16 protein-coding genes and 1 tRNA gene are annotated in these 18556 nt (G+C 72.1%); 10 read left to right on the top strand and 7 right to left on the bottom strand.

What is annotated here, in order from left to right; genetic code table 11:
* Positions 1 to 23: 23 nt before the first annotated feature.
* Both G9272_RS10455 and G9272_RS10450 read right to left on the bottom strand, forming a co-directional pair.
* Positions 24 to 2804 (bottom strand): SpoIIE family protein phosphatase, encoded by a 2781-nt coding sequence (locus G9272_RS10455; protein ID WP_253267768.1) that lies wholly within the window; start codon positions 2802 to 2804, stop codon positions 24 to 26.
* Between the two features lie 196 nt (positions 2805 to 3000).
* Positions 3001 to 3085: transfer RNA gene (locus tag G9272_RS10450), tRNA-Leu, on the bottom strand.
* Between the two features lie 206 nt (positions 3086 to 3291).
* Between G9272_RS10450 and G9272_RS10445 the strand changes: the two genes are divergently transcribed.
* The 3 genes from G9272_RS10445 (at position 3292) to G9272_RS10435 (ending at position 6102) form a co-directional block, all read left to right on the top strand.
* Positions 3292 to 4620 carry a M20/M25/M40 family metallo-hydrolase gene (locus G9272_RS10445; RefSeq protein WP_171396288.1) on the top strand — a complete coding sequence of 443 codons (1329 nt, stop codon included), beginning with the start codon at positions 3292 to 3294 and terminating at the stop codon, positions 4618 to 4620.
* A 166-nt stretch (positions 4621 to 4786) separates the two neighbouring features.
* A complete protein-coding gene (gene chpH / locus G9272_RS10440; RefSeq protein ID WP_028806602.1) occupies positions 4787 to 5020 on the top strand; it encodes a chaplin ChpH in 234 nt (77 codons plus the stop codon).
* A 188-nt stretch (positions 5021 to 5208) separates the two neighbouring features.
* Positions 5209 to 6102, top strand: coding sequence for a chaplin (locus G9272_RS10435; protein WP_171396287.1), 894 nt, complete (start codon positions 5209 to 5211; stop codon positions 6100 to 6102).
* A gap of 69 nt (positions 6103 to 6171) precedes the next feature.
* Here the strand turns inward: G9272_RS10435 and G9272_RS10430 are convergent, their stop codons facing one another.
* A complete protein-coding gene (locus G9272_RS10430; RefSeq protein ID WP_005485166.1) occupies positions 6172 to 6360 on the bottom strand; it encodes a DUF5703 family protein in 189 nt (62 codons plus the stop codon).
* 47 nt (positions 6361 to 6407) lie between these two features.
* Between G9272_RS10430 and G9272_RS10425 the strand changes: the two genes are divergently transcribed.
* On the top strand, positions 6408 to 7094 hold the full coding sequence (locus tag G9272_RS10425; RefSeq protein WP_171396286.1) for a hypothetical protein: 687 nt from the start codon (positions 6408 to 6410) through the stop codon (positions 7092 to 7094).
* A gap of 105 nt (positions 7095 to 7199) precedes the next feature.
* Here G9272_RS10425 and G9272_RS10420 read toward each other — a convergent pair whose 3' ends face one another.
* Positions 7200 to 9539, bottom strand: coding sequence for a helix-hairpin-helix domain-containing protein (locus G9272_RS10420; RefSeq protein WP_171396285.1), 2340 nt, complete (start codon positions 9537 to 9539; stop codon positions 7200 to 7202).
* The gene (locus G9272_RS10415) at positions 9536 to 10522 is read right to left on the bottom strand and encodes an aldo/keto reductase (RefSeq protein WP_171396284.1); all 987 of its coding nucleotides are present in this window, start codon (positions 10520 to 10522) and stop codon (positions 9536 to 9538) included. Before G9272_RS10415 ends, G9272_RS10420 begins: the two co-directional genes overlap by 4 nt.
* A 200-nt stretch (positions 10523 to 10722) precedes the next feature.
* Here G9272_RS10415 and G9272_RS10410 point away from each other — a divergent pair, with 200 nt between their 5' ends.
* The gene (locus G9272_RS10410) at positions 10723 to 11778 is read left to right on the top strand and encodes an LLM class F420-dependent oxidoreductase (RefSeq protein WP_171396283.1); all 1056 of its coding nucleotides are present in this window, start codon (positions 10723 to 10725) and stop codon (positions 11776 to 11778) included.
* 242 nt (positions 11779 to 12020) lie between these two features.
* A complete protein-coding gene (locus tag G9272_RS10405) occupies positions 12021 to 12809 on the top strand; it encodes a ferritin-like domain-containing protein (RefSeq protein WP_171396282.1) in 789 nt (262 codons plus the stop codon).
* Positions 12810 to 12843: 34 nt separating this feature from the next.
* On the opposite strand, the gene corA is transcribed toward G9272_RS10405, so the two are convergent.
* On the bottom strand, positions 12844 to 13839 hold the full coding sequence (corA, locus tag G9272_RS10400) for a magnesium/cobalt transporter CorA (RefSeq protein WP_171401936.1): 996 nt from the start codon (positions 13837 to 13839) through the stop codon (positions 12844 to 12846).
* A gap of 62 nt (positions 13840 to 13901) precedes the next feature.
* Here corA and G9272_RS10395 point away from each other — a divergent pair, with 62 nt between their 5' ends.
* From G9272_RS10395 to mshC, 4 genes are all read left to right on the top strand, one after another.
* Positions 13902 to 14588 carry a histidine phosphatase family protein gene (locus tag G9272_RS10395; protein WP_171396281.1) on the top strand — a complete coding sequence of 229 codons (687 nt, stop codon included), beginning with the start codon at positions 13902 to 13904 and terminating at the stop codon, positions 14586 to 14588.
* 111 nt (positions 14589 to 14699) lie between these two features.
* Positions 14700 to 15290, top strand: a complete 591-nt coding sequence (locus tag G9272_RS10390) for a DUF3090 domain-containing protein (protein ID WP_171396280.1) — start codon at positions 14700 to 14702, stop codon at positions 15288 to 15290.
* Positions 15254 to 16087, top strand: a complete 834-nt coding sequence (locus G9272_RS10385) for an SCO1664 family protein (protein WP_171396279.1) — start codon at positions 15254 to 15256, stop codon at positions 16085 to 16087. Before G9272_RS10390 ends, G9272_RS10385 begins: the two co-directional genes overlap by 37 nt.
* 113 nt (positions 16088 to 16200) lie before the next feature.
* The gene (gene mshC, locus G9272_RS10380) at positions 16201 to 17430 is read left to right on the top strand and encodes a cysteine--1-D-myo-inosityl 2-amino-2-deoxy-alpha-D-glucopyranoside ligase (RefSeq protein WP_171396278.1); all 1230 of its coding nucleotides are present in this window, start codon (positions 16201 to 16203) and stop codon (positions 17428 to 17430) included.
* 85 nt (positions 17431 to 17515) lie between these two features.
* On the opposite strand, the gene G9272_RS10375 is transcribed toward mshC, so the two are convergent.
* A complete protein-coding gene (locus tag G9272_RS10375; protein WP_171396277.1) occupies positions 17516 to 18451 on the bottom strand; it encodes a PAC2 family protein in 936 nt (311 codons plus the stop codon).
* Positions 18452 to 18556: the final 105 nt, after the last annotated feature.

Raw genomic sequence — 18556 nt, 5'->3', positions numbered from 1 at the left:
GGCGGTCCGGTTTCCGTCCCACTTCACAGGTCCGCCATCAGGAGACCGCTCAGGTCCCCGGCGGCTCCGGCGTCGAGTGCCTGCTCAGCCCAGATGATCTTGCCTCGGTCGGTGTACCGGGTCCCCCAGCGGCGGGACATCTGCGCGACGAGGAACAGCCCACGACCCCCTTCGTCGGTGAAGGCCGCGCGGCGCAGGTGCGGGGAGGTGCTGGTGCCGTCGGCGACCTCGCAGATCAGACTGTCGCGGTCGCGCAGCAGCCGCAGGCTGATGGGGCTCGCTCCGTACCGGATGGCGTTCGTGACGAGTTCGCTGAGGATCAGCTCGGTCGTGAAGGCGGCCTCGCCGAGCCCCCAGGATTCCAGCCTGCGGGTGGCCTCGGCGCGGATCCGGGAGACGGCCGCGGGGTCGTCGGGCACCTCCCACTCCTGGACCTGCTCCGGGTCGAGCAGCCGGGTGCGTGCGACGAGCAGGGCGACATCGTCACTCGACCTGGTGCGCAGCATCGCGTCGAGCACCGCCCGGCAGGTGTCGTCCGGGGTGGTGCCGTCCGTATGGGCGAGCGCCTGCCTCAGCATGCCGAGCCCGGTGTCGATGTCACGGCCGCGGGCCTCGACCAGGCCGTCGGTGTAGAGGACCAGCCGGCTGTCGGCCGCCAGTCGGAGTACGGCTGTCTCGACCGGCAGACCTCCTCCCACGCCGAGTGGCGGGGCGACGGGGATGTCGGGGAAGGTCACGGAGCCGTCGGGCGAGACCAGCGCCGGACCGGGATGACCGGCCCGGGCGAGAACACACCGCCCGGAGACCGGATCGTAGACCGCGTACAGGCAGGTGGCACCGGTGACGGCCTCGGTGTTGCCCTCGGCCGCCGCGTCCTGGTCGATCCGGGTGATCAGGTCGTCGAGGTGCGCGAGAAGCTCGTCCGGAGGCAGGTCCAGGGCGGCGAAGTTGTGCACCGCGGTCCTCAGGCGACCCATCGTCGCGGCGGCGTGCAGACCGTGTCCGACGACGTCGCCGACCACCAGGGCCACCCGGGCCCCCGGCAGCGGGATGACGTCGTACCAGTCGCCGCCCACCCCCGCCTTGGCGGGCAGGTACCGGTGCCCGACCTCCAGGGCGGACAGCTCGGGGAGTGCGCCGGGCAGCAGGCTGCGTTGGAGGGTGACGGCCGTGGTGTGCTCGCGGGTGTACCGCCGCGCGTTGTCGATGCACACGGCCGCCCGGGCGGCGAGTTCCTCGGCGGGGGACAGGTCGTCCGGCTCGAAGGGGTCCTGCTCCGAACGCCAGAACTCCACGACACCCAGCAATTGGCCTCGGGCCTGGAGCGGCACCGAGATCATGGAGTGGATACCGAATTCGATGACCTTCCGGGCCCGCTCCGGGTTCTGGACCCGCCATCCGTCGGCCAAGGCGAGGTCCGCCACCAGGACCGGTCGGCCGGTGGTCATACCGATGGCCACGGGGTTGTCGGGCGCGTAGCGCATACGCCTCCCGACGGGGTAGAGGGGCACGTCGTCCCGGATGCCCTCGGCTGCGATACGGCGCATTTCCCTGCTCGCCCCCGTCGGTTCACCCCCTTGCAGCACGGGCTCCAGCAACTCGACGGTGGCGAAGTCGGCGAAGCGCGGGACCGCCACCTCGGTCAGTTCCTCGGCGGTGCGCTTCATGTCGAGGGTGGTACCGATCCGCGTGCTGGCCTCGTAGAGCAGCTGGAGGCGCCCGCCCGCCACGTCCGCCCGGCCCGCGAGGGCGCGCAGCTCCGTGGTGTCCCGCAGGGTGGCCACGCTGCCCCCCTGCGAGCCCACCTGCCGCACGCTGACCGCGAGCAGGATGTCCCCGGCCAGGAAGACCTTGTCCGTGGCCGCCCGGCCCGATGCCAGCAGTCCGGCCAGGGCCGGGCTCAGCCCGAGTCCGGTGACCGGCCTGCCCTCGGCCTCCGGGGGCAGTGCGAGCAGCCGGCGCGCCTCGTCGTTGACCAGCAACAGCCTTGCGTCACCGTCCAGAATGAGCACGCCTTCGCGGACCGCGTGCAGCACCGCGTCGTGGTGCTCGTACATGCGGGTCATCTCCACCGGCCCGAGGCCCCGGGTCTGCCGCCGCAAACGCCCGCTGACCAGTGCCGACCCACCCGCGGCCAGCAGCAGTGCGACACCGCCGGCGGCGAAGATCACCGGCAGTTGGTGCTGCACCACACTGGTCACCTTGTCCACCGTGACTCCCACGGTGACGAGGCCGACCGCGGTCCCCTTCTCGTCGAAGACGGCCACCGTCGAGTCGACCGCCTTCCCCAGACTGCTGTCGAACGTGGTCTGGTGGGGCTCGCCTTCGAGCGCCTGGCCGTAGGAGGTGGAGACGTGCTTCCCGATCTGGTCCGGGTCCGGGTGGGTCCACCGGAAGCCGTAGGGGCTCAGCGCCACGACGTAGTCGACGCCGGTCCTCTTGCGCACCGCCTCGGCGTGTGGCTGGAGTGCCGCCGTCGGGTCATCGCTCTTCATCGCCTCCGCGGTGCCCGGGGCGTTCGCGAACGACTCGGCCGCCACCAGTGACCGGTCGCCGGCTTCCTGGATCGCGCGGTTGCGGTCCTGGATCACGAGCACCACCACGGCCGTGGCGATGAGCAGGAGGACGACCACCAGCTGGAGCAGGAAGACCTGACCGGCGACGCTGCGCGGTTTCCGCAACGACAGCAGACGTCGGCCGGCCGAATGGTGACGGGCCTTCGGGCCGGCCTCCGGCGGCCCGCCTTTCGGTGGCACGCGGTCGGCCCGTCGGCTCGCTAGGACATATTGCCCAAGTTTGCCCATTTTCCCAGTATCAGTGACCGGATCGGCGGGCGCGGCCCAGGACGGGCCCGGGCCGGCACGGCCGGGTCGATGCCGCAGCGAGCGGGAGCCCGCAGGCTCCAGGAACGAAAAATTGCTGGTGAGTCATGTGACTCACCAGCAATTCGTGAACTTGTCGAGGACGATCTTACGAACGTTCCGACTGGTTCTGCTTCTGTGTCCGAGGGGGGACTTGAACCCCCACGCCCGATAAAGGGCACTAGCACCTCAAGCTAGCGCGTCTGCCATTCCGCCACCCGGACAAGGTGTCTGTCGTGCGGGGTTTCCCCCGCGGCGACGTCGTAAACATTACCAGGCTTTCCGGGGTGCCCGATCACGGGCGGTCGCCCCGGCGGATGCCGCGTCCCGCGTGAACGGCGTGTGACGGGCCGGGACCGGCCTTGGGCCGGGGGCGGGGGAGAGGGAGGATGAGAGGGACCCACCAGCAGTGACAGCGGGAGGAACCAGCGTGAGCGCGACCGACGGCACGGCCAGGAGCGTCACCGGCGAGGACGAGGTCGTGGACCTCTGCCGCGAGCTGATCCGGATCGACACCAGCAACTACGGCGACCACTCGGGTCCGGGTGAACGCAAGGCGGCCGAATGGGTCGCCGAGAAGCTCGCCGAAGTGGGACTCGAACCGAAGATCTTCGAGTCGCACCCGGGCCGCGCCTCCACGGTGGCCCGCATCGAGGGCGAGGACCCGTCCAGGCCCGCGCTGCTCATCCACGGTCACCTCGACGTCGTACCGGCCAACGCGGTCGACTGGACCCACCACCCCTTCTCCGGCGAGGTCGCCGACGGATGCGTGTGGGGGCGGGGTGCGGTCGACATGAAGGACATGGACGCGATGACGCTGGCGGTCGTCCGCGACCGGATGCGCTCCGGGCGCAGGCCGCCCCGCGACATCGTGCTCGCGTTCCTCGCCGACGAGGAGGCGGGCGGCACCTACGGCGCCCGTCACCTCGTCGACAACCACCCGGACCTGTTCGAGGGCGTCACCGAGGCGATCAGCGAGGTGGGCGGGTTCTCGTTCACCGTGAGCGAGGAGCGGCGGCTCTACCTCATCCAGACGGCCGAGAAGGGCATGCACTGGATGAAGCTGACCGTGGCCGGCACCGCCGGACACGGCTCGATGATCCACCGGGACAACGCGATCACCGAGCTCTCCGAGGCGGTCGCGCGGCTCGGCCGGCACACCTTCCCGGTGCGGGTCACCAAGACGACCCGCGCCTTCCTCGACGAGCTCGGCGACGCGCTCGGCACCGAGCTGGACCCCGAGGACATGCAGTCGACCCTCGCCAGGCTGGGCGGGATCGCCAAGCTGATCGGCGCGACCCTGAGCAACACCGCCAACCCGACCCAGCTGGGCGCCGGCTACAAGGTCAACGTCATCCCGGGGGAGGCCACCGCGCACGTCGACGGGCGGTTCCTGCCGGGGCACGAGGACGAGTTCCTCACCGACCTCGACCGGATCCTCGGCCCGAAGGTGCGCCGCGAGGACGTGCACTCCGACAAGGCGCTGGAGACCTCCTTCGACGGGCCGCTGGTCGAGGCGATGCAGTCCTCCCTGCTCGCCGAGGACCCGACCGCCAAGGCCATCCCCTACATGCTCTCCGGCGGCACGGATGCCAAGTCCTTCGACGACCTCGGTATCCGAGGCTTCGGCTTCGCCCCGCTGAAGCTGCCGCCGGAGCTGGACTTCGCCGGGATGTTCCACGGCGTGGACGAGCGGGTCCCGGTGGACGGGCTCCAGTTCGGGGTGCGCGTGCTCGACCGGTTCATCGACGCGTCCTGAATTGTCCCGGTGAAACGAGATTCCACCGGGCGAGAATAATCGGCCGCCTGTGCGGGCGCGACTGGGAAGAGTGAATGCGCCGATAAGCGCGTAGCCTCATTAATTCCCCCTCGTTACTGGTGATGCGATCCGCTGCTTGGGATCGCATTGCCAACAAGGAGGAATAATGATCAAGAAGGTCGTCGCTGCTGCGGCTGCCACTGGTGGGCTGGTTCTCGCGGGCGCGGGTCTGGCTGTTGCCGATGCCGGTGCCCAGGGTGCTGCCGTGCACTCCCCGGGTGTCGCCTCGGGCAACGTGATCCAGGTGCCCGTGCACGTCCCGGTGAACGTCTGCGGTAACACGATCTCGGTGATCGGGCTGCTGAACCCCGCCTTCGGCAACACCTGCATCAACAAGTGACGTCGACCCGCTGAGGGGTCGTCCGTCCACACCGTCGGCCCCGGAGCGCGCGCCATGCGCTCCGGGGCCGACCGGTCTTTTTCCGAAGGAAAAGCCGAAGAAGTCGAAGAGCCCGAAGTAAATCGAACAGCTGCCATGATGCGAGCAAATTCGGGACGAGTGACGAGATTGAAAGCAGGGATTCAGCAATGCGACAGGTCACCCGTAAAAGCCTCATGACCGTGGCGGCGGCGACGGGAGTGATCGCCGCCGCGGGCGGCTACGCCCACGCCGACTCCGGCGCGAACGGCATCGCCACCGACTCGCCCGGCGTCCTGTCGGGCAACTCGGTGCAGGCGCCGGTCAACGTTCCGGTGAACGTCTGCGGCAACACCATCGACGTCGTCGGGGCGCTCAACCCGACCTTCGGCAACTCCTGCGCCAACAAGGGCGGCGGTGCGCGGTCGGGCGGCTACGGCGACCAACGGGGCGGTGGTCACGGCGGTGGTCACGGCGACCACCAGGGCGGTGGCTACGGCGACCACCAGGGCGGCGGTGGCCGGGGTGGAAACCACGGCGGAAACCACGGCGGCGGGAACCACGGCGGCAGCCATGGCGGCTCCGGCGCGCACGGCGGCTCCGGTGGCGCGCACGCGGGCGGGCACACCGGCGGATCACCCGGTGTCGGCTCCGGCAACCACGTCCAGGCGCCGATCGACGTGCCGGTCAACGTGTGCGGCAACAGCATCGACGTCGTCGGGATCCTCAACCCGTCCTTCGGCAACGACTGCGCCAACGACAGCGGTACCGGCGCCCACACACCCCCGTCCCGCGGCCACGAGACGCCGGGCAAGCCCGGAGAGCACGGCCCCGGCAAGCCGGGCGGGCACGGACAGTCCAACCCGTCCCGACCCGGGGGCGTGCCGTCCACCTCGGATCACGTGACCCCGGCCGGCGCCTCCGCCGTCCACCGGCCCGCCGCCCACGCCGCGCAGCTCGCGCACACCGGCAGCGAGCTGCCGATGGGCCTCGCCCTGCCGGCCGGCGCGGGCGCGCTGCTCGCGGGAGCGGTGCTCTACCGCAAGGCGCGCCCCTCCGCGTAGGCCTCCGGGGAGCCCACGACGGAGCGGGCCCCGCCTCGGCGGGGCCCGCTCCGTATCCGTCGGCTCACCTCACCACGTGGCCCGCACCTGGCGGATGATCCGCCGGCGCAGCCGCACCCTGCGGCTGCCGTCACGCAGCAGGCTCAGGCGGTCCAACTCCCAGTGTCCGTACTCGGCATGGTCGGTCAGCAGTCGGGTCGCGTCCTTGCGGGAGACCCCGCGCGGTACGTAGACGTCGACAAATTCGTATTCCGGCATCGCATCTATTGTGCGGTCTGGGGTCCGGTACGGATAGCGTCTGCACTATGTCTGATGCTGCGCAGCCCACCGCTGCCGAGGTACGCGCCGCCGCCGAGGCGGTCAAGACCGCGCTCGACCGCCACCTGGCGGCGGTCGAACGCAGGACGGGGGAGGACGACCCGGCTGTCTACGAGGCGTTCAACGAGCTGGCCGCGGCCGCCGAGGTCTACGACGAACTGCTCTACGACCGCCATGACGAGGTCACGCCCTTCGAGATCCCCGGCGCGGAGGACTCCCTGCCGCCGTACGCGGGTCCCGAGGAGCCGAACGCGCTGAGTGTGCTGATCCGCCGCGACTACGCCGTCGCGGAGCCACAGCGGCTGCTGGCGCAGGCCCAGCGGATCGAGGCGGCGGACGACGAGGGAGTGGGCGGGGCGGTCTCGGACACGGTGCACGGGGCGCTGGGCATTCTGTTCGGCGAGTTCGAGCCGGACGAGATCGCCTCCCGGCACAAGGAGTTCGGCCTGGAGGAGAGCGACTCCACGCTGTGGGTGCTGGCGGCAGACGAACCGGCCGAGCCGGGCGAGTGGCTGGAGACACCGTTCGAGCAGGCCGACCCCGGGCGGGTCATCTGCCGCTTCGACGTGAGCTCGGTCTTCGACGAGCTCGACGACGGTGACGACGGCGACGACGAGGATCTCGTGGACGACATCGAGGACGAGGAACTGGAGCGACTGGACGCGGACCGCTAACCGGCAGCCGACAGCGGCAAACGGCAAGCGGGAAGCGGAAGCCTCCGAGTCTTCATGACGGCGGCGGTCGCGAGGGGGAGACCCTCGGGACCGCCGCCGTTCGCGCTACTCGGCCGCCGGGACCTGGGTGCGCAGCAGCACCGGAAGCCGGGTCGTGCGGGGCTTCGCCGGAACCTCGGCGACGGCCTTCGGCAGGACCTGCTCGACGCCGTGCACCACGGACAGATGGCGCTCCGCCCGGCCGAACGCCGTGTACACCCAGGGGCGCGAGAGGGCCTGCGCGGCATCCCCGGGCAGGACCACGACCGCCGCGGGCCACCGGCTGCCCACGGCCTGGTGCGCGGTCAGCGCCCACCCGTGGCGTACGGCCTGCTCCACCCGTTCCCTCGGTACGACCACCGGGCCGTCGGCGCAGGACAGGTGCAGCCCCTCCGCGTCGGCCGTCACCACCCGGCCGGGGACCGTACGGCCCGGCGCGGGCGAGTAGGCGATCCGGTCGCCGGGGTCGAAGCCGCCGAAGCGGCCGGGGCCGGGATTGAGCCGTTCCTTGAGGGCGGCGTTCAGCGCGCGCGTGCCGGCCGCACCGCCGTGCCCCGGAGTGATCGCCACCGTCTCCTCGGGGGTGATCCCGAAGGCCCGCGGCACCGAGTCGGCGACGAGCTGCACGGTCCGGTGCACGGCCTCGCCCGCATCCCGCACCGGCACGATCACGATCTCCTTGCCGGGCGCGTCGACCTGGTTCAGCTCGCCGATGCCGACGCCGGAGACGAGTTCGCCGATCGGCCCCGGGTCGGGCGTGCGCGAAGCGACCTGCGGGCAGGCGCGCGCCGCGAGCAGATCGGCGAAGACCCGGCCCGGGCCGGCCGACCACAGCACCGCCGGATCACCGCTGAGCACCAGCCGAGCCCCGTCCGGCAGCGACTCCGCCAGCATCGCGGCGCTCTCCACGTCCAGTTGCGGCGCGTCGAGCAGGACCAGCAGGTCGAGGGCGAAGGCCCCGTCGGTGTCCCGCCCGGGACCCTCGGTGCCGGCGAGCAGCCCGGGGACGGTGACGACGGCGCCGTCCGCTGCCTGTTCGCCGAGGAGAGCCGTGAACCGCTGCCGTCCGTCCGGCGTGTGGCAGGCCGCGACCGCGCGCAGGCCCAGGGTCCGGGCCGCGGTGAGCAGCGCCGCCGGTTCGGCGCGGGAGGCGTCGCCGCCGGTGTGCAGCACCAGACCGTGTCCGGCGACGGCGCGCAGCAGTTCGGCCGTGCTGCCGGACGCGCCGGCCGTCACCGACTCCCAGCGCGCGGAGGCCTCCTTGGCCAGGGAGTTGACCACCCGGGCCAGCGCGTCGGCGAGGCTCTCCTCCGCCAGCGCGTACCGCTCCAGACCCACCAGGACACGGACCGGCCGGGACTCCTCGCCGTCCTCCCCGCTCTCGTCCTCGCCGTTCACGCCCTTCGCGCCGTTCTCGGCGGTCCCGTCGGGCTGACCGGACCGGGCGGCGTCCACGGGGTCCAGGGCGTCCTGGAAGACGAGGGCCTCGCCCTCGGCCAGCGCGCTCTGTACGGCCGCCTCGGCGTCCGGCACGGCCTGTCGGCCGAGGGCGGCGGTGAGCGTCGGCAACTCCAGGGCGGTGTGCCCGGCCAGGGCGGCCTGTTCCAGCAGCCAGACCGTCACCGCGCGGCCGCGCCGTTCGTCGTCGGGGGCGCACTCCGGGCCGAGCAGCGCCCGCGCGAACCCGTCGGCCTGCTCGGGACGCACACCGGGGACGCGCAGCAGCTGCCACGGGTCCTCACGCAGCAGTTCCTCGGCGCCCTCACCGAGCGCGGCGGCGGTCTGGGGCGCGAGTGTCTCGGGTGCGCCGCCGTCGGCGAGCACGCGCCGCACGCCCTCGACGGCCTCCGCCGCGGGTGCCGGTGCGGCGTCCGCGGCCGGTACGGCGGCCACCGGCTGGGGACGGCGTACCGGCTCCGGGGCGGGGCGGCGCGGGGCGGGCGCCGGCTCGGCGAACACGGTGGCCGGGGGCTTCGCCCCGCCCTCCACCGCACGCACCGCCGCCAGCAGGTCGGCGGCCTTTCCGCTCAGCTTGGTCCCGCTGGCGATGGGCTCCGCCTTCTCGGCCCGGCGCCGCTCGATCCGCTCCCGCTCGAGCTTCTGCGCGGCGAGCTCGGCCTGCGCCTCGGAGAGCTGCGCGGCGGCTTCGGCGGCCTTGCCCGCTTCTGTCTCTGCTTCCGCTTCTGCTTCTGGGTTTGCGGCTGCGGCTGCGTCCGTCTCTACGGCGACTGTCTCCTCGCCCTCGCTCACGCCCTCTGTGTCGCGCGCGGTCGAGGCGCTGTCGGCCGGCGCCGGTTCGGGCTGTGCCGTCGCGGTGTCGTCCGGGGTCCCGGGCTCCCCGGCGGCGTCCGGCGTCGCCGGTCCGGCGTTCTCGGTGCTCTCCGGGGGAACCGACTCCGTGCTCACAGCGTGCTCCAGTCGTGATCGGGATAGCGGTGCACGGGCGCCGACACGTCGTCGAGGGCCCGGCAGATCTCGTCAGGAAGACTAAGGGCCTCCACTGACAATGCGGCCGTGAGCTGCTGCGCGTTGCGCGCGCCGACGATCGGGGCGGCCACGCCGGGCCGGTCGCGGACCCAGGCCAGGGCGACCTGGAGCGGGGTCACCGCCAGCCCGTCCGCGGCGGTGGAGACGGCGTCCACGATGCGGCTCGCGGTGTCGTCGAGATACGGCTCGACGAAGAGCCCGAAGTGGTCCGAGGCGCCGCGCGAGTCGGGCGGCAGTGCGTCGCCCCGGTACTTGCCGGTGAGGACGCCGCGGCCCAGCGGAGAGGAAGGCAGCAGGCCTACGCCCAGATCCAGGGCGGCCGGCAGCACCTCGCGCTCGACGCCGCGCTGGAGCAGCGAGTACTCCATCTGGGTCGCCGCGAGGCGGGTTCGGGTGCCCGGCGCGGAGAGCTGCCAGGTGGCCGCCTTGGCGAGCTGCCAGCCGCAGAAGTTGGAGACCCCGGCGTAGCGGGCGCGGCCGCTGGCGACAGCGATGTCGAGGGCCTGGAGGGTCTCCTCCAGCGGGGTGTCGGGGTCGAAGGCGTGCACCTGCCACAGGTCGACGTGGTCCGTGCCCAGCCGGGCCAGTGAGGCGTCGAGGGCGGCGAGGAGGTGCCCCCGTGAGCCGTCGTAGCGGCGGTCCGGGTCGGGGACGCTGCCCGCCTTGGTCGAGATGATCAGGTCCCGGCGCGGCACCAGGCCCTCCATCAGCCGTCCGAGCAGGTATTCGGCGTCCCCGTCGCCGTAGACGTCGGCCGTGTCGACGAGGGTCCCGCCCGCCTCCCAGAACGTCTTCATGACGTCCGCGGCGTCGTGCTCGTCGGTGTCGCGGCCCCAGGTCAGGGTGCCGAGCCCGATGCGGGACACACGCAGGCCGGTGCGGCCGAGATGCCTCTGCTCCATGAACGCCGAGATTACTGGCCAGAACTGGGCAGTGGGTTGCCTGTGGATAACCGAATTTCCGGGAGGGGGAGCCGAGTTCCGCAGGCCGGGACCCCGGCGCCGATCGGCGCGACCCTCGCCACACCGCCCTCCCCGGCCCCCGGCCCCCGCGCTAAGGTCTCCGCAACAGCGTCGTTACTGATCAGTAAGGGGAATCGGCCATGCAGCTCGGGATCAACCTCGGCTACTGGGGTGCCGGAATGGACGGCGACAACCTCGCCGTCGCCCAGGAGGCCGACCGCCTCGGATACGCCGTCTGCTGGGCCGCCGAGGCCTACGGCTCCGACGCGGCCACCGTCCTCACCTGGGTGGCCGCGCAGACCGAGCGCATCGACGTCGGCTCGGCGATCTTCCAGATCCCGGCCCGCCAGCCGGCGATGACCGCGATGACCGCCGCCACCCTCGACTCGCTCTCCGGCGGCCGTTTCCGCCTCGGCCTCGGTGTCTCGGGACCGCAGGTCTCCGAGGGCTGGTACGGCGTCAAGTTCGACAAGCCGCTGTCCCGCACCCGCGAGTACGTGGAGATCGTCCGCAAGGCGATGACGCGGGAGCGGCTGTCGTACGACGGCGAGCACTGGACGCTGCCGCTGCCGGGCGGCCCGGGCAAGCCGATCAAGCTGACCGTGCACCCGGAGCGCGAGCACATCCCGCTGTACATCGCCGCGATCGGCCCGAAGAACCTGGAGCAGACCGGCGAGATCGCCGACGGCGCCCTGCTCATCTTCCCGTCCGCCGAGCACCTCGAGGACACCGCGATCAAGCACCTGCGGGCCGGGCGCGAGAAGGCGGGCAAGACCCTCGAGGGCTTCGACGTCTGTCCGACGCTGCCGCTGGCCCTCGGTGACGACAAGGACGTCGAGCGGCTCGCCGACACCTTCCGCCCCTACACCGCCCTGTACGTCGGCGGCATGGGCAGCCGCAAGCAGAACTTCTACAACCAGCTCGCGCGCCGCATGGGCTACGAGGCCGCGGCCGACGAGATCCAGGACAAGTACCTGTCCGGTGACAAGCAGGGCGCCGCGGCCGCCGTACCGCACGAGCTGATCGACCGGACCACGCTGTTGGGCTCGGTGGAGCGGATCGCCGACCGGATGAAGGCCTACGCGGCGGCCGGTGTCACCACGCTCACCCTCGCCCCCTCGGGCTTCACCCTGGACGAGCGCCTCGCCTCGCTGCGGGCCGGCGCGCAGGCCATCGAGCTCGCCGGTCTGGGCTAGCCGGGACGGGGGATTCCGGGAATTCCAGCGGCCGTGGTGGGGGCTCGGGGGTCTTCCCCGCCACGGCCGTCACGCGGAACAACGCGCCACACGGCGCGCGGTTACGCTCCCGGGCCGACTCCCGGGGTCCCCCTTTCGGCGGAGTTGTCCGACACAGCTGTTGCAGCGCCTCCCGTGCCGCATTTGACTCGTTCCTTGCGGAATGCTGCGGAATCCTGCGCGATGCGGAGAGGTGCCCCACGATGCTTTCGGCCAAGAGTCTGTTCCAGGAGATCATCGACAACGACGAGTCCTTCGCGCTCTTCTGTTCCATCGCCGCCGGCGGGGAGTCGCAGGGCGGCTGGGAGAACGCCAGGATCGCCGCGCTCGTCCCGCAGAGCGAACGCCACCTCGCTCCCAAGATCGCCCGGCACGGCGCCGACGAGGACAAGCACGGCCGGATCTTCAACGCCCTGATGCGCAAGCGCGGGCTCGCCCCCGTGCCCGTCCCGCGCGACACCGACTACACGATGCTCCTGGAGCGCGCCGGCATCGGCCTCGCGCACGACCGGCTCCGGGCCGACCACCCGCTGACCGTGCACGACCTCGTCATCTACCTCGCCCACAGCCGGGTCACCGAACAGCGCGCCTCCGAGCAGATGGAGCTGCTGCGCAGGCACTTCGCCGACCACCCCGACCTCGGCCGCGCGGTGAAGATGATCTCGAACGACGAGGACAACCACCTCGCCTACTGCCACGAGGAGTTGCTGCGCCTCGCCCGCGCGGGGCACGGCCGCGCCATCCAGCAGACGCTCCGCGGGTGCGCGCTCGCCGAGATCCGGATCTACCGCGACGTGAGCCTGGCCGTCATGGCCCACATGGGAGACCTCCTCGGCTGGCCGAGGGCCAGGTCGGCGTTCCTCGCGGCCGGCATCCACGCCGTGTACGCGTGGGAGCGGTTCGCGGGCTGGCGGCGGATGGTCTCCCTGGAGATGCCCGAGCGTCGCGACGCGCTCGGCGGTCCGGCGGTCGCGGCTCCCGAGTACGCCTGAGCCCCGACCGCGCGGGCCGGCCCCGGAACCGTCCCTAGAGCCATCCGCGATGCTTGAACAACCGGTACAGCAGCACCTCGAGCCCGGCCATCAGCGCGATCACCGCCGGATACGACCACACCCACCGCAGCTCCGGCATGTGCTCGAAGTTCATGCCGTAGATCCCCGCGATCATCGTGGGGATCGCAGCCATCGCCGCCCACGCCGAGATCTTCCGCATGTCGTCGTTCTGCCGGACGCTCATCTGCGCCAGATGTGCCGAGAGGATGTCCGTGACCAGCCGGTCCAGCCCCTCCACGGACTCGTTCACCCGCATGAGATGGTCGCTGACGTCGCGGAAGAAGGGCCGCGCCCGGTCGTCCACGAAGGGCACCCCCGCGCCGGACATGCCGGTGCCTGCCAGCCGGGTCAGCGGTGGCCCCAGCGGGCCGGTGGCCCGGCGGAACTCCAGGATCTGCCGCTTGAACCGGTAGATCCGCGACGCGGTGTGCCGTGAGCCGCCGCCGTCCGGCGAGAACACCTCCGCCTCCAGCTCCTCCAGGTCCGTCTGGAGTTCCGTCGCCACGTCCAGGTAGTGGTCCACGGTGGCGTCGGCGATCGCGTACACCACCGCCGTGGGGCCCTTGGCGAGCAGCTGCGGCTCGTGCTCCAGACGGTGCCGTACGGCGGCCAGCGGAGAGCCCTCGCCGTGCCGGACGGTCACCACGAAGCCGTCACCGAGGAAGACCATCACCTCACCGGAGGAGACCGCGTCGCTCTCGGTCTCGTAGACGACCGGTTTGAACACCAGGAAGAGCGAGTCGTCGTAGATCTCCAGCTTGGGCCGCTGGTGGGCTTTCAGGGCGTCCTCGACGGCGAGCGGGTGCAGGCCGAACTCGTGCGTGACGTGGTCGAACTCCTTCTCCGTCGGCTCGTGCAGCCCGATCCACACGAAACCGCCCGCGGCCCGTGCCTCGGCCAGGGCGTCCGAGAAGTCCTCCGGGCCCTCCGTACGGTGCCCGTCGCGATAGACAGCGCAGTCGACGATCACTCGGCGCATTCTCCTTTCCGGCGCTCACCGGCGCACGCCCGCGTGCGCCTACCCTGGGCCGCATGCCCACGTTGATCCTTGTCCGGCACGGCCGGTCCACCGCCAACACCTCCGGACTGCTCGCCGGCTGGACGCCCGGCGTCGCCCTCGACGAGCGCGGAGCCGCGCAGGCCGCCGCCCTGCCCGGGCGGCTCGAAGCGCTGCCGATCGCCGAGGTCGTCGCAAGCCCCCTCCAGCGTTGCCAGGAGACGATCCGGCCGCTCCTCGACGCCCGCCCCGGGCTGCGCGCCCACACCGACGAGCGGATCGGGGAGTGCCACTACGGCGACTGGTCGGGACGCAAGCTCGCCGAACTGATGGACGAGCCCCTGATGGAGGTCGTGCAGGCGCACCCCTCCGCCGCCGCGTTCCCCGGCGGCGAGTCCATGCGGGCCATGCAGACCCGCGCCGCCGAGGCGGTGCGGGAGTGGAACGCGCGCGTGGAGCGCGACCACGGCGCCGACGCCGTCTATCTGATGTGCTCGCACGGCGACATCATCAAGTCGCTCGTGGCGGACGCCCTCGGGCTTCATCTCGACCTCTTCCAGCGGATCTCTGTGGAACCGTGTTCCGTCACCGCGATCCGTTACACCCGGCTGCGCCCCTTTCTCGTGCGCCTCGGCGACACCGGCGACTTCGCGTCGCTCGCCCCGCGCGAGGAGCCGCCGGCCGGGGACGCGACGGTCGGGGGTGGTGCGGGCGCACCGTGATCGTCGGCCGCAGTAGGGTGAAGCGGTCCGCAAACGCGCGCGTACCCGCAGGGACGTTCCCCCACTCGTTCCCCGGCCCACGATGACCCACGATTCCCATGGAGACAGGACGTGTCCCGTCAGGTGTTCCTCTACGACCCCCCGGACCGCTTCGTGGCCGGTACGGTCGGACTGCCCGGGCGCCGTACCTTCTTCCTCCAGGCCACCGCCGGCTCCCGAGTGACCAGCGTGGCCCTGGAGAAGACCCAGGTCGCCGCGCTCGCCGAGCGCATGGACGAACTGCTGGACGAGGTCGTACGCCGGAGCGGCGGCAGCGCCCCCGTGCCCGCGATGTCGCCCGCCGAGAACACCGACACGGCCCCCCTCGACACACCGATCGAGGAGGAGTTCCGGGTCGGCACCATGGCCCTCGCCTGGGACGGCGAGGAACAGCTCATGATCGTCGAGGCGCAGGCCCTCGTGGAGCTCGACGCGGACTCCGAGGAGGACCTCGCCGAGGCCGAGGAGAAGCTCCTCCAGGACGAGGAGAACGGGCCCCCGATGCTGCGGGTCCGGCTCACCGGCGCGCAGGCCAGGGCCTTCGCCAAGCGCGCCCTCGACGTCGTCAACGCGGGCCGGCCGCCGTGCCCGCTGTGCAGCCTGCCGCTCGATCCGGAAGGACACGTATGTCCGCGCCAGAACGGATACCGCCGGGGGGCGTGACGACCACCGACCCGGCCGCCGCCGAACTCCTCGCGCGCGGCGAGCTCACCGTCCGCGGGCGCATCCGCGACGCCTCGAACGCGGCCCTGTACTGCACCGTCGCGCACGAGGGCCGCGAGGCCGCCTGCGTCTACAAGCCCGTCGCCGGGGAGCGGCCGCTGTGGGACTTCCCCGACGGCACCCTCGCCCAGCGCGAGGTCGCCGCCTACGAGGTCTCCGAGGCGACCGGCTGGGGCCTCGTGCCGCCCACCGTGCTGCGGGAGGGGCCGTACGGCGAGGGCATGTGCCAGCTGTGGATCGAGACGGCCCCGGAGGCCGAACTGCTCGCCCTGGTGGACGCGGAGGAGCCCGAGCCGGGCTGGAGGGCGATCGGCTTCGCCGAGGTCGGCGAGGGCCGGACCGCGCTGCTCGTGCACGCCGACGACGAACGGCTGCGCCGGCTCGCCGTCCTCGACGCGGTGATCAACAACGCCGACCGCAAGGGCGGCCACCTGCTGCCCACCGCCGACGGCCGGCTGTACGGCATCGACCACGGGGTCACCTTCAACGCCGAGAACAAGCTGCGTACGCTCCTGTGGGGCTGGGCGGGGGAGCCCCTGACCGGCGAGGCCGTCGACGTGCTCAAGGGCCTCAGAGGGGCCCTGGAGCCCGGCGGGCGGCTGGCGGTCACACTGGCCGCGCTCGTCACCCCCGCCGAAGTCGACGCCACGCGCGCGCGTGCCGACGCGCTGCTGGAGGCCGGGAAGCACCCGGAGCCGAGCGGCGACTGGCCGGCCATCCCCTGGCCCCCGGTCTGATCGCCCCGCGCACGCCGACACGCATGCCGGACGGAATCACACAAGAGGGCCTTCCCGGCCATCTGGCCTGCTCCGGTTCGTATACGCAACTTCCGTCCGGTTAGGCTCATGACATGCATGCCTGGCCCGCTTCCGAGGTCCCCGCCCTGCCTGGTCAGGGCCGCGACCTGAGGATCCACGACACCGCGACCGGCGGCTTGGTCTCCCTCGACCCCGGTCCCGTCGCCCGTATCTACGTCTGCGGCATCACGCCGTACGACGCGACCCACATGGGTCACGCGGCGACCTACAACGCGTTCGACCTCGTTCAGCGCGTGTGGCTCGACACCAAGCGGCAGGTTCACTACGTCCAGAACGTCACCGACGTCGACGACCCGCTGCTGGAGCGGGCCGTGCGCGACGGCGTCGACTGGGTCGCCCTCGCCGAGAAGGAGACGGCCCTCTTCCGCGAGGACATGACCGCCCTGCGGATGCTGCCGCCGCGGCACTACATAGGCGCCGTCGAGGCGATACCCGGGATCGTCCCGCTCGTCGAGCGGCTGCGGGACGCGGGCGCCGCCTACGAGCTCGAGGGGGACGTCTACTTCTCCGTCGAGTCCGACCCGGACTTCGGCCGGGTCTCGGGCCTGGACGCGGCCGCCATGCGGCTGCTCTCCGCCGAGCGCGGCGGCGACCCGGACCGTCCCGGCAAGAAGAACCCGCTCGACCCGATGCTCTGGATGGCGGCCCGCGAGGGCGAGCCCAGCTGGGACGGCGGCTCGCTCGGCCGCGGCCGACCGGGCTGGCACATCGAGTGCGTGGCCATCGCCCTGGACCACCTCGGGATGGGCTTCGACGTGCAGGGCGGCGGCTCCGACCTCGCCTTCCCGCACCACGAGATGGGCGCCTCCCACGCCCAGGTGCTGACCGGCGAGTTCCCCATGGCCCAGGCGTACGTCCACGCCGGCATGGTCGCCCTGGACGGCGAGAAGATGTCCAAGTCCCGGGGCAACCTGGTCTTCGTCTCGAAGCTGCGCCAGGACGGCGTCGACCCCGCCGCCATCCGGCTCACCCTCCTCGCCCACCACTACCGGGCCGACTGGGAGTGGACCGACCAGGTCCTGGTGGACGCCGAGGCCCGGCTCGGGCGCTGGCGTGCCGCCGTCTCCCGGCCCGACGGGCCGCCCGCCGAGGCGCTCGTCGAGGAGATCCGCGAGGCGCTCGGCAACGACCTCGACGCCCCGGCCGCACTCGCCGCCGTCGACCGCTGGGCCGCGCTCCAGCAGGAGCACGGCGGTACGGACATCGGCGCCCCCGGTGTCGTCTCGCGCGCCGTGGACGCACTGCTGGGCGTGGCGCTGTAGCCGAAGGCGCCCGTACACCGGGTAGGACGAGGGGCGGTGCGCAGATGCGCACCGCCCCTCTCGGTCCTCCGTCCCGCCCGGTGTCCTAGTCCTCCGAGGAATCGCTGTCGTCGGAGGCGTCGCCGCTCGGCTTCGGCGGCTTCGGGGGCCGGGTCCGCTCCCCGGGGTCCGGCGGGCCGCCGCCGTCCCGGCGCCGCAGATAGCGCTCGAACTCGCGGGCGATCGCCTCGCCCGACGCCTCCGGCAGCTCCGCGGTGTCCCGCGCCTCCTCCAGCGTCTGCACGTACTCGGCGACCTCGGTGTCCTCGGCGGCCAGCTGGTCCACGCCCACCTGCCAGGCACGCGCGTCCTCGGGCAGCTCGCCCAGGGGGATGCGTACGTCGATCAGGTCTTCCAGGCGGTTGAGGAGGGCCAGCGTCGCCTTCGGGTTCGGCGGCTGCGAGACGTAGTGCGGCACGGCCGCCCAGAGGCTCACCGCGGGCACCCCCGCGTGCGTGCACGCCTCCTGGAGGACGCCGACGATGCCCGTGGGGCCCTCGTACTTGGTCTCCTCCAGGTCCATCCGCTGCGCCAGGTCCGCGTCGGACGTGGTCCCGCTGATCGGAACCGGACGCGTGTGCGGGGTGTCACCGAGCAGGGCGCCCAGGATGACCACCAGCTCCACGCCCAACTCGTGCGCGAAGCCCAGCAGCTCGTTGCAGAACGAGCGCCAGCGCATGGACGGTTCGATGCCGCGGACGAGCACCAGGTCGCGTGGCTTCTCGCCGCCGACCCGGACGACCGACAACCTTGTCGTCGGCCACGTGATCTTGCGCACGCCGGCGTCCATCCACACCGTGGGGCGGTTCACCTGGAAGTCGTAGTAGTCCTCGGCGTCCAGCGCCGCGAACACCTCGCCCTTCCACTCCCGCTCCAGGTGCCCGACCGCGGTGGAGGCGGCGTCGCCGGCATCGTTCCAGCCCTCGAACGCGGCCACCATGACCGGGTCGATCAGCTCGGGAACCCCCTCGAGCTCGATCACCCAGCGCCTCCTTCCGACGTGCCCTCGCTTGACCACCCAACCTTACGGCGTTCCGCGGGGGCGCTCGCAGCCCCCTTGCACGGGGGAGTGAACGGATCACTGCCC

The organism is Streptomyces asoensis, assembly GCF_013085465.1.
In the GTDB taxonomy this organism is placed as follows: Bacteria; Actinomycetota; Actinomycetes; order Streptomycetales; family Streptomycetaceae; genus Streptomyces; species Streptomyces cacaoi_A.
This window is presented reverse-complemented; position numbering and strand designations above follow the sequence as displayed.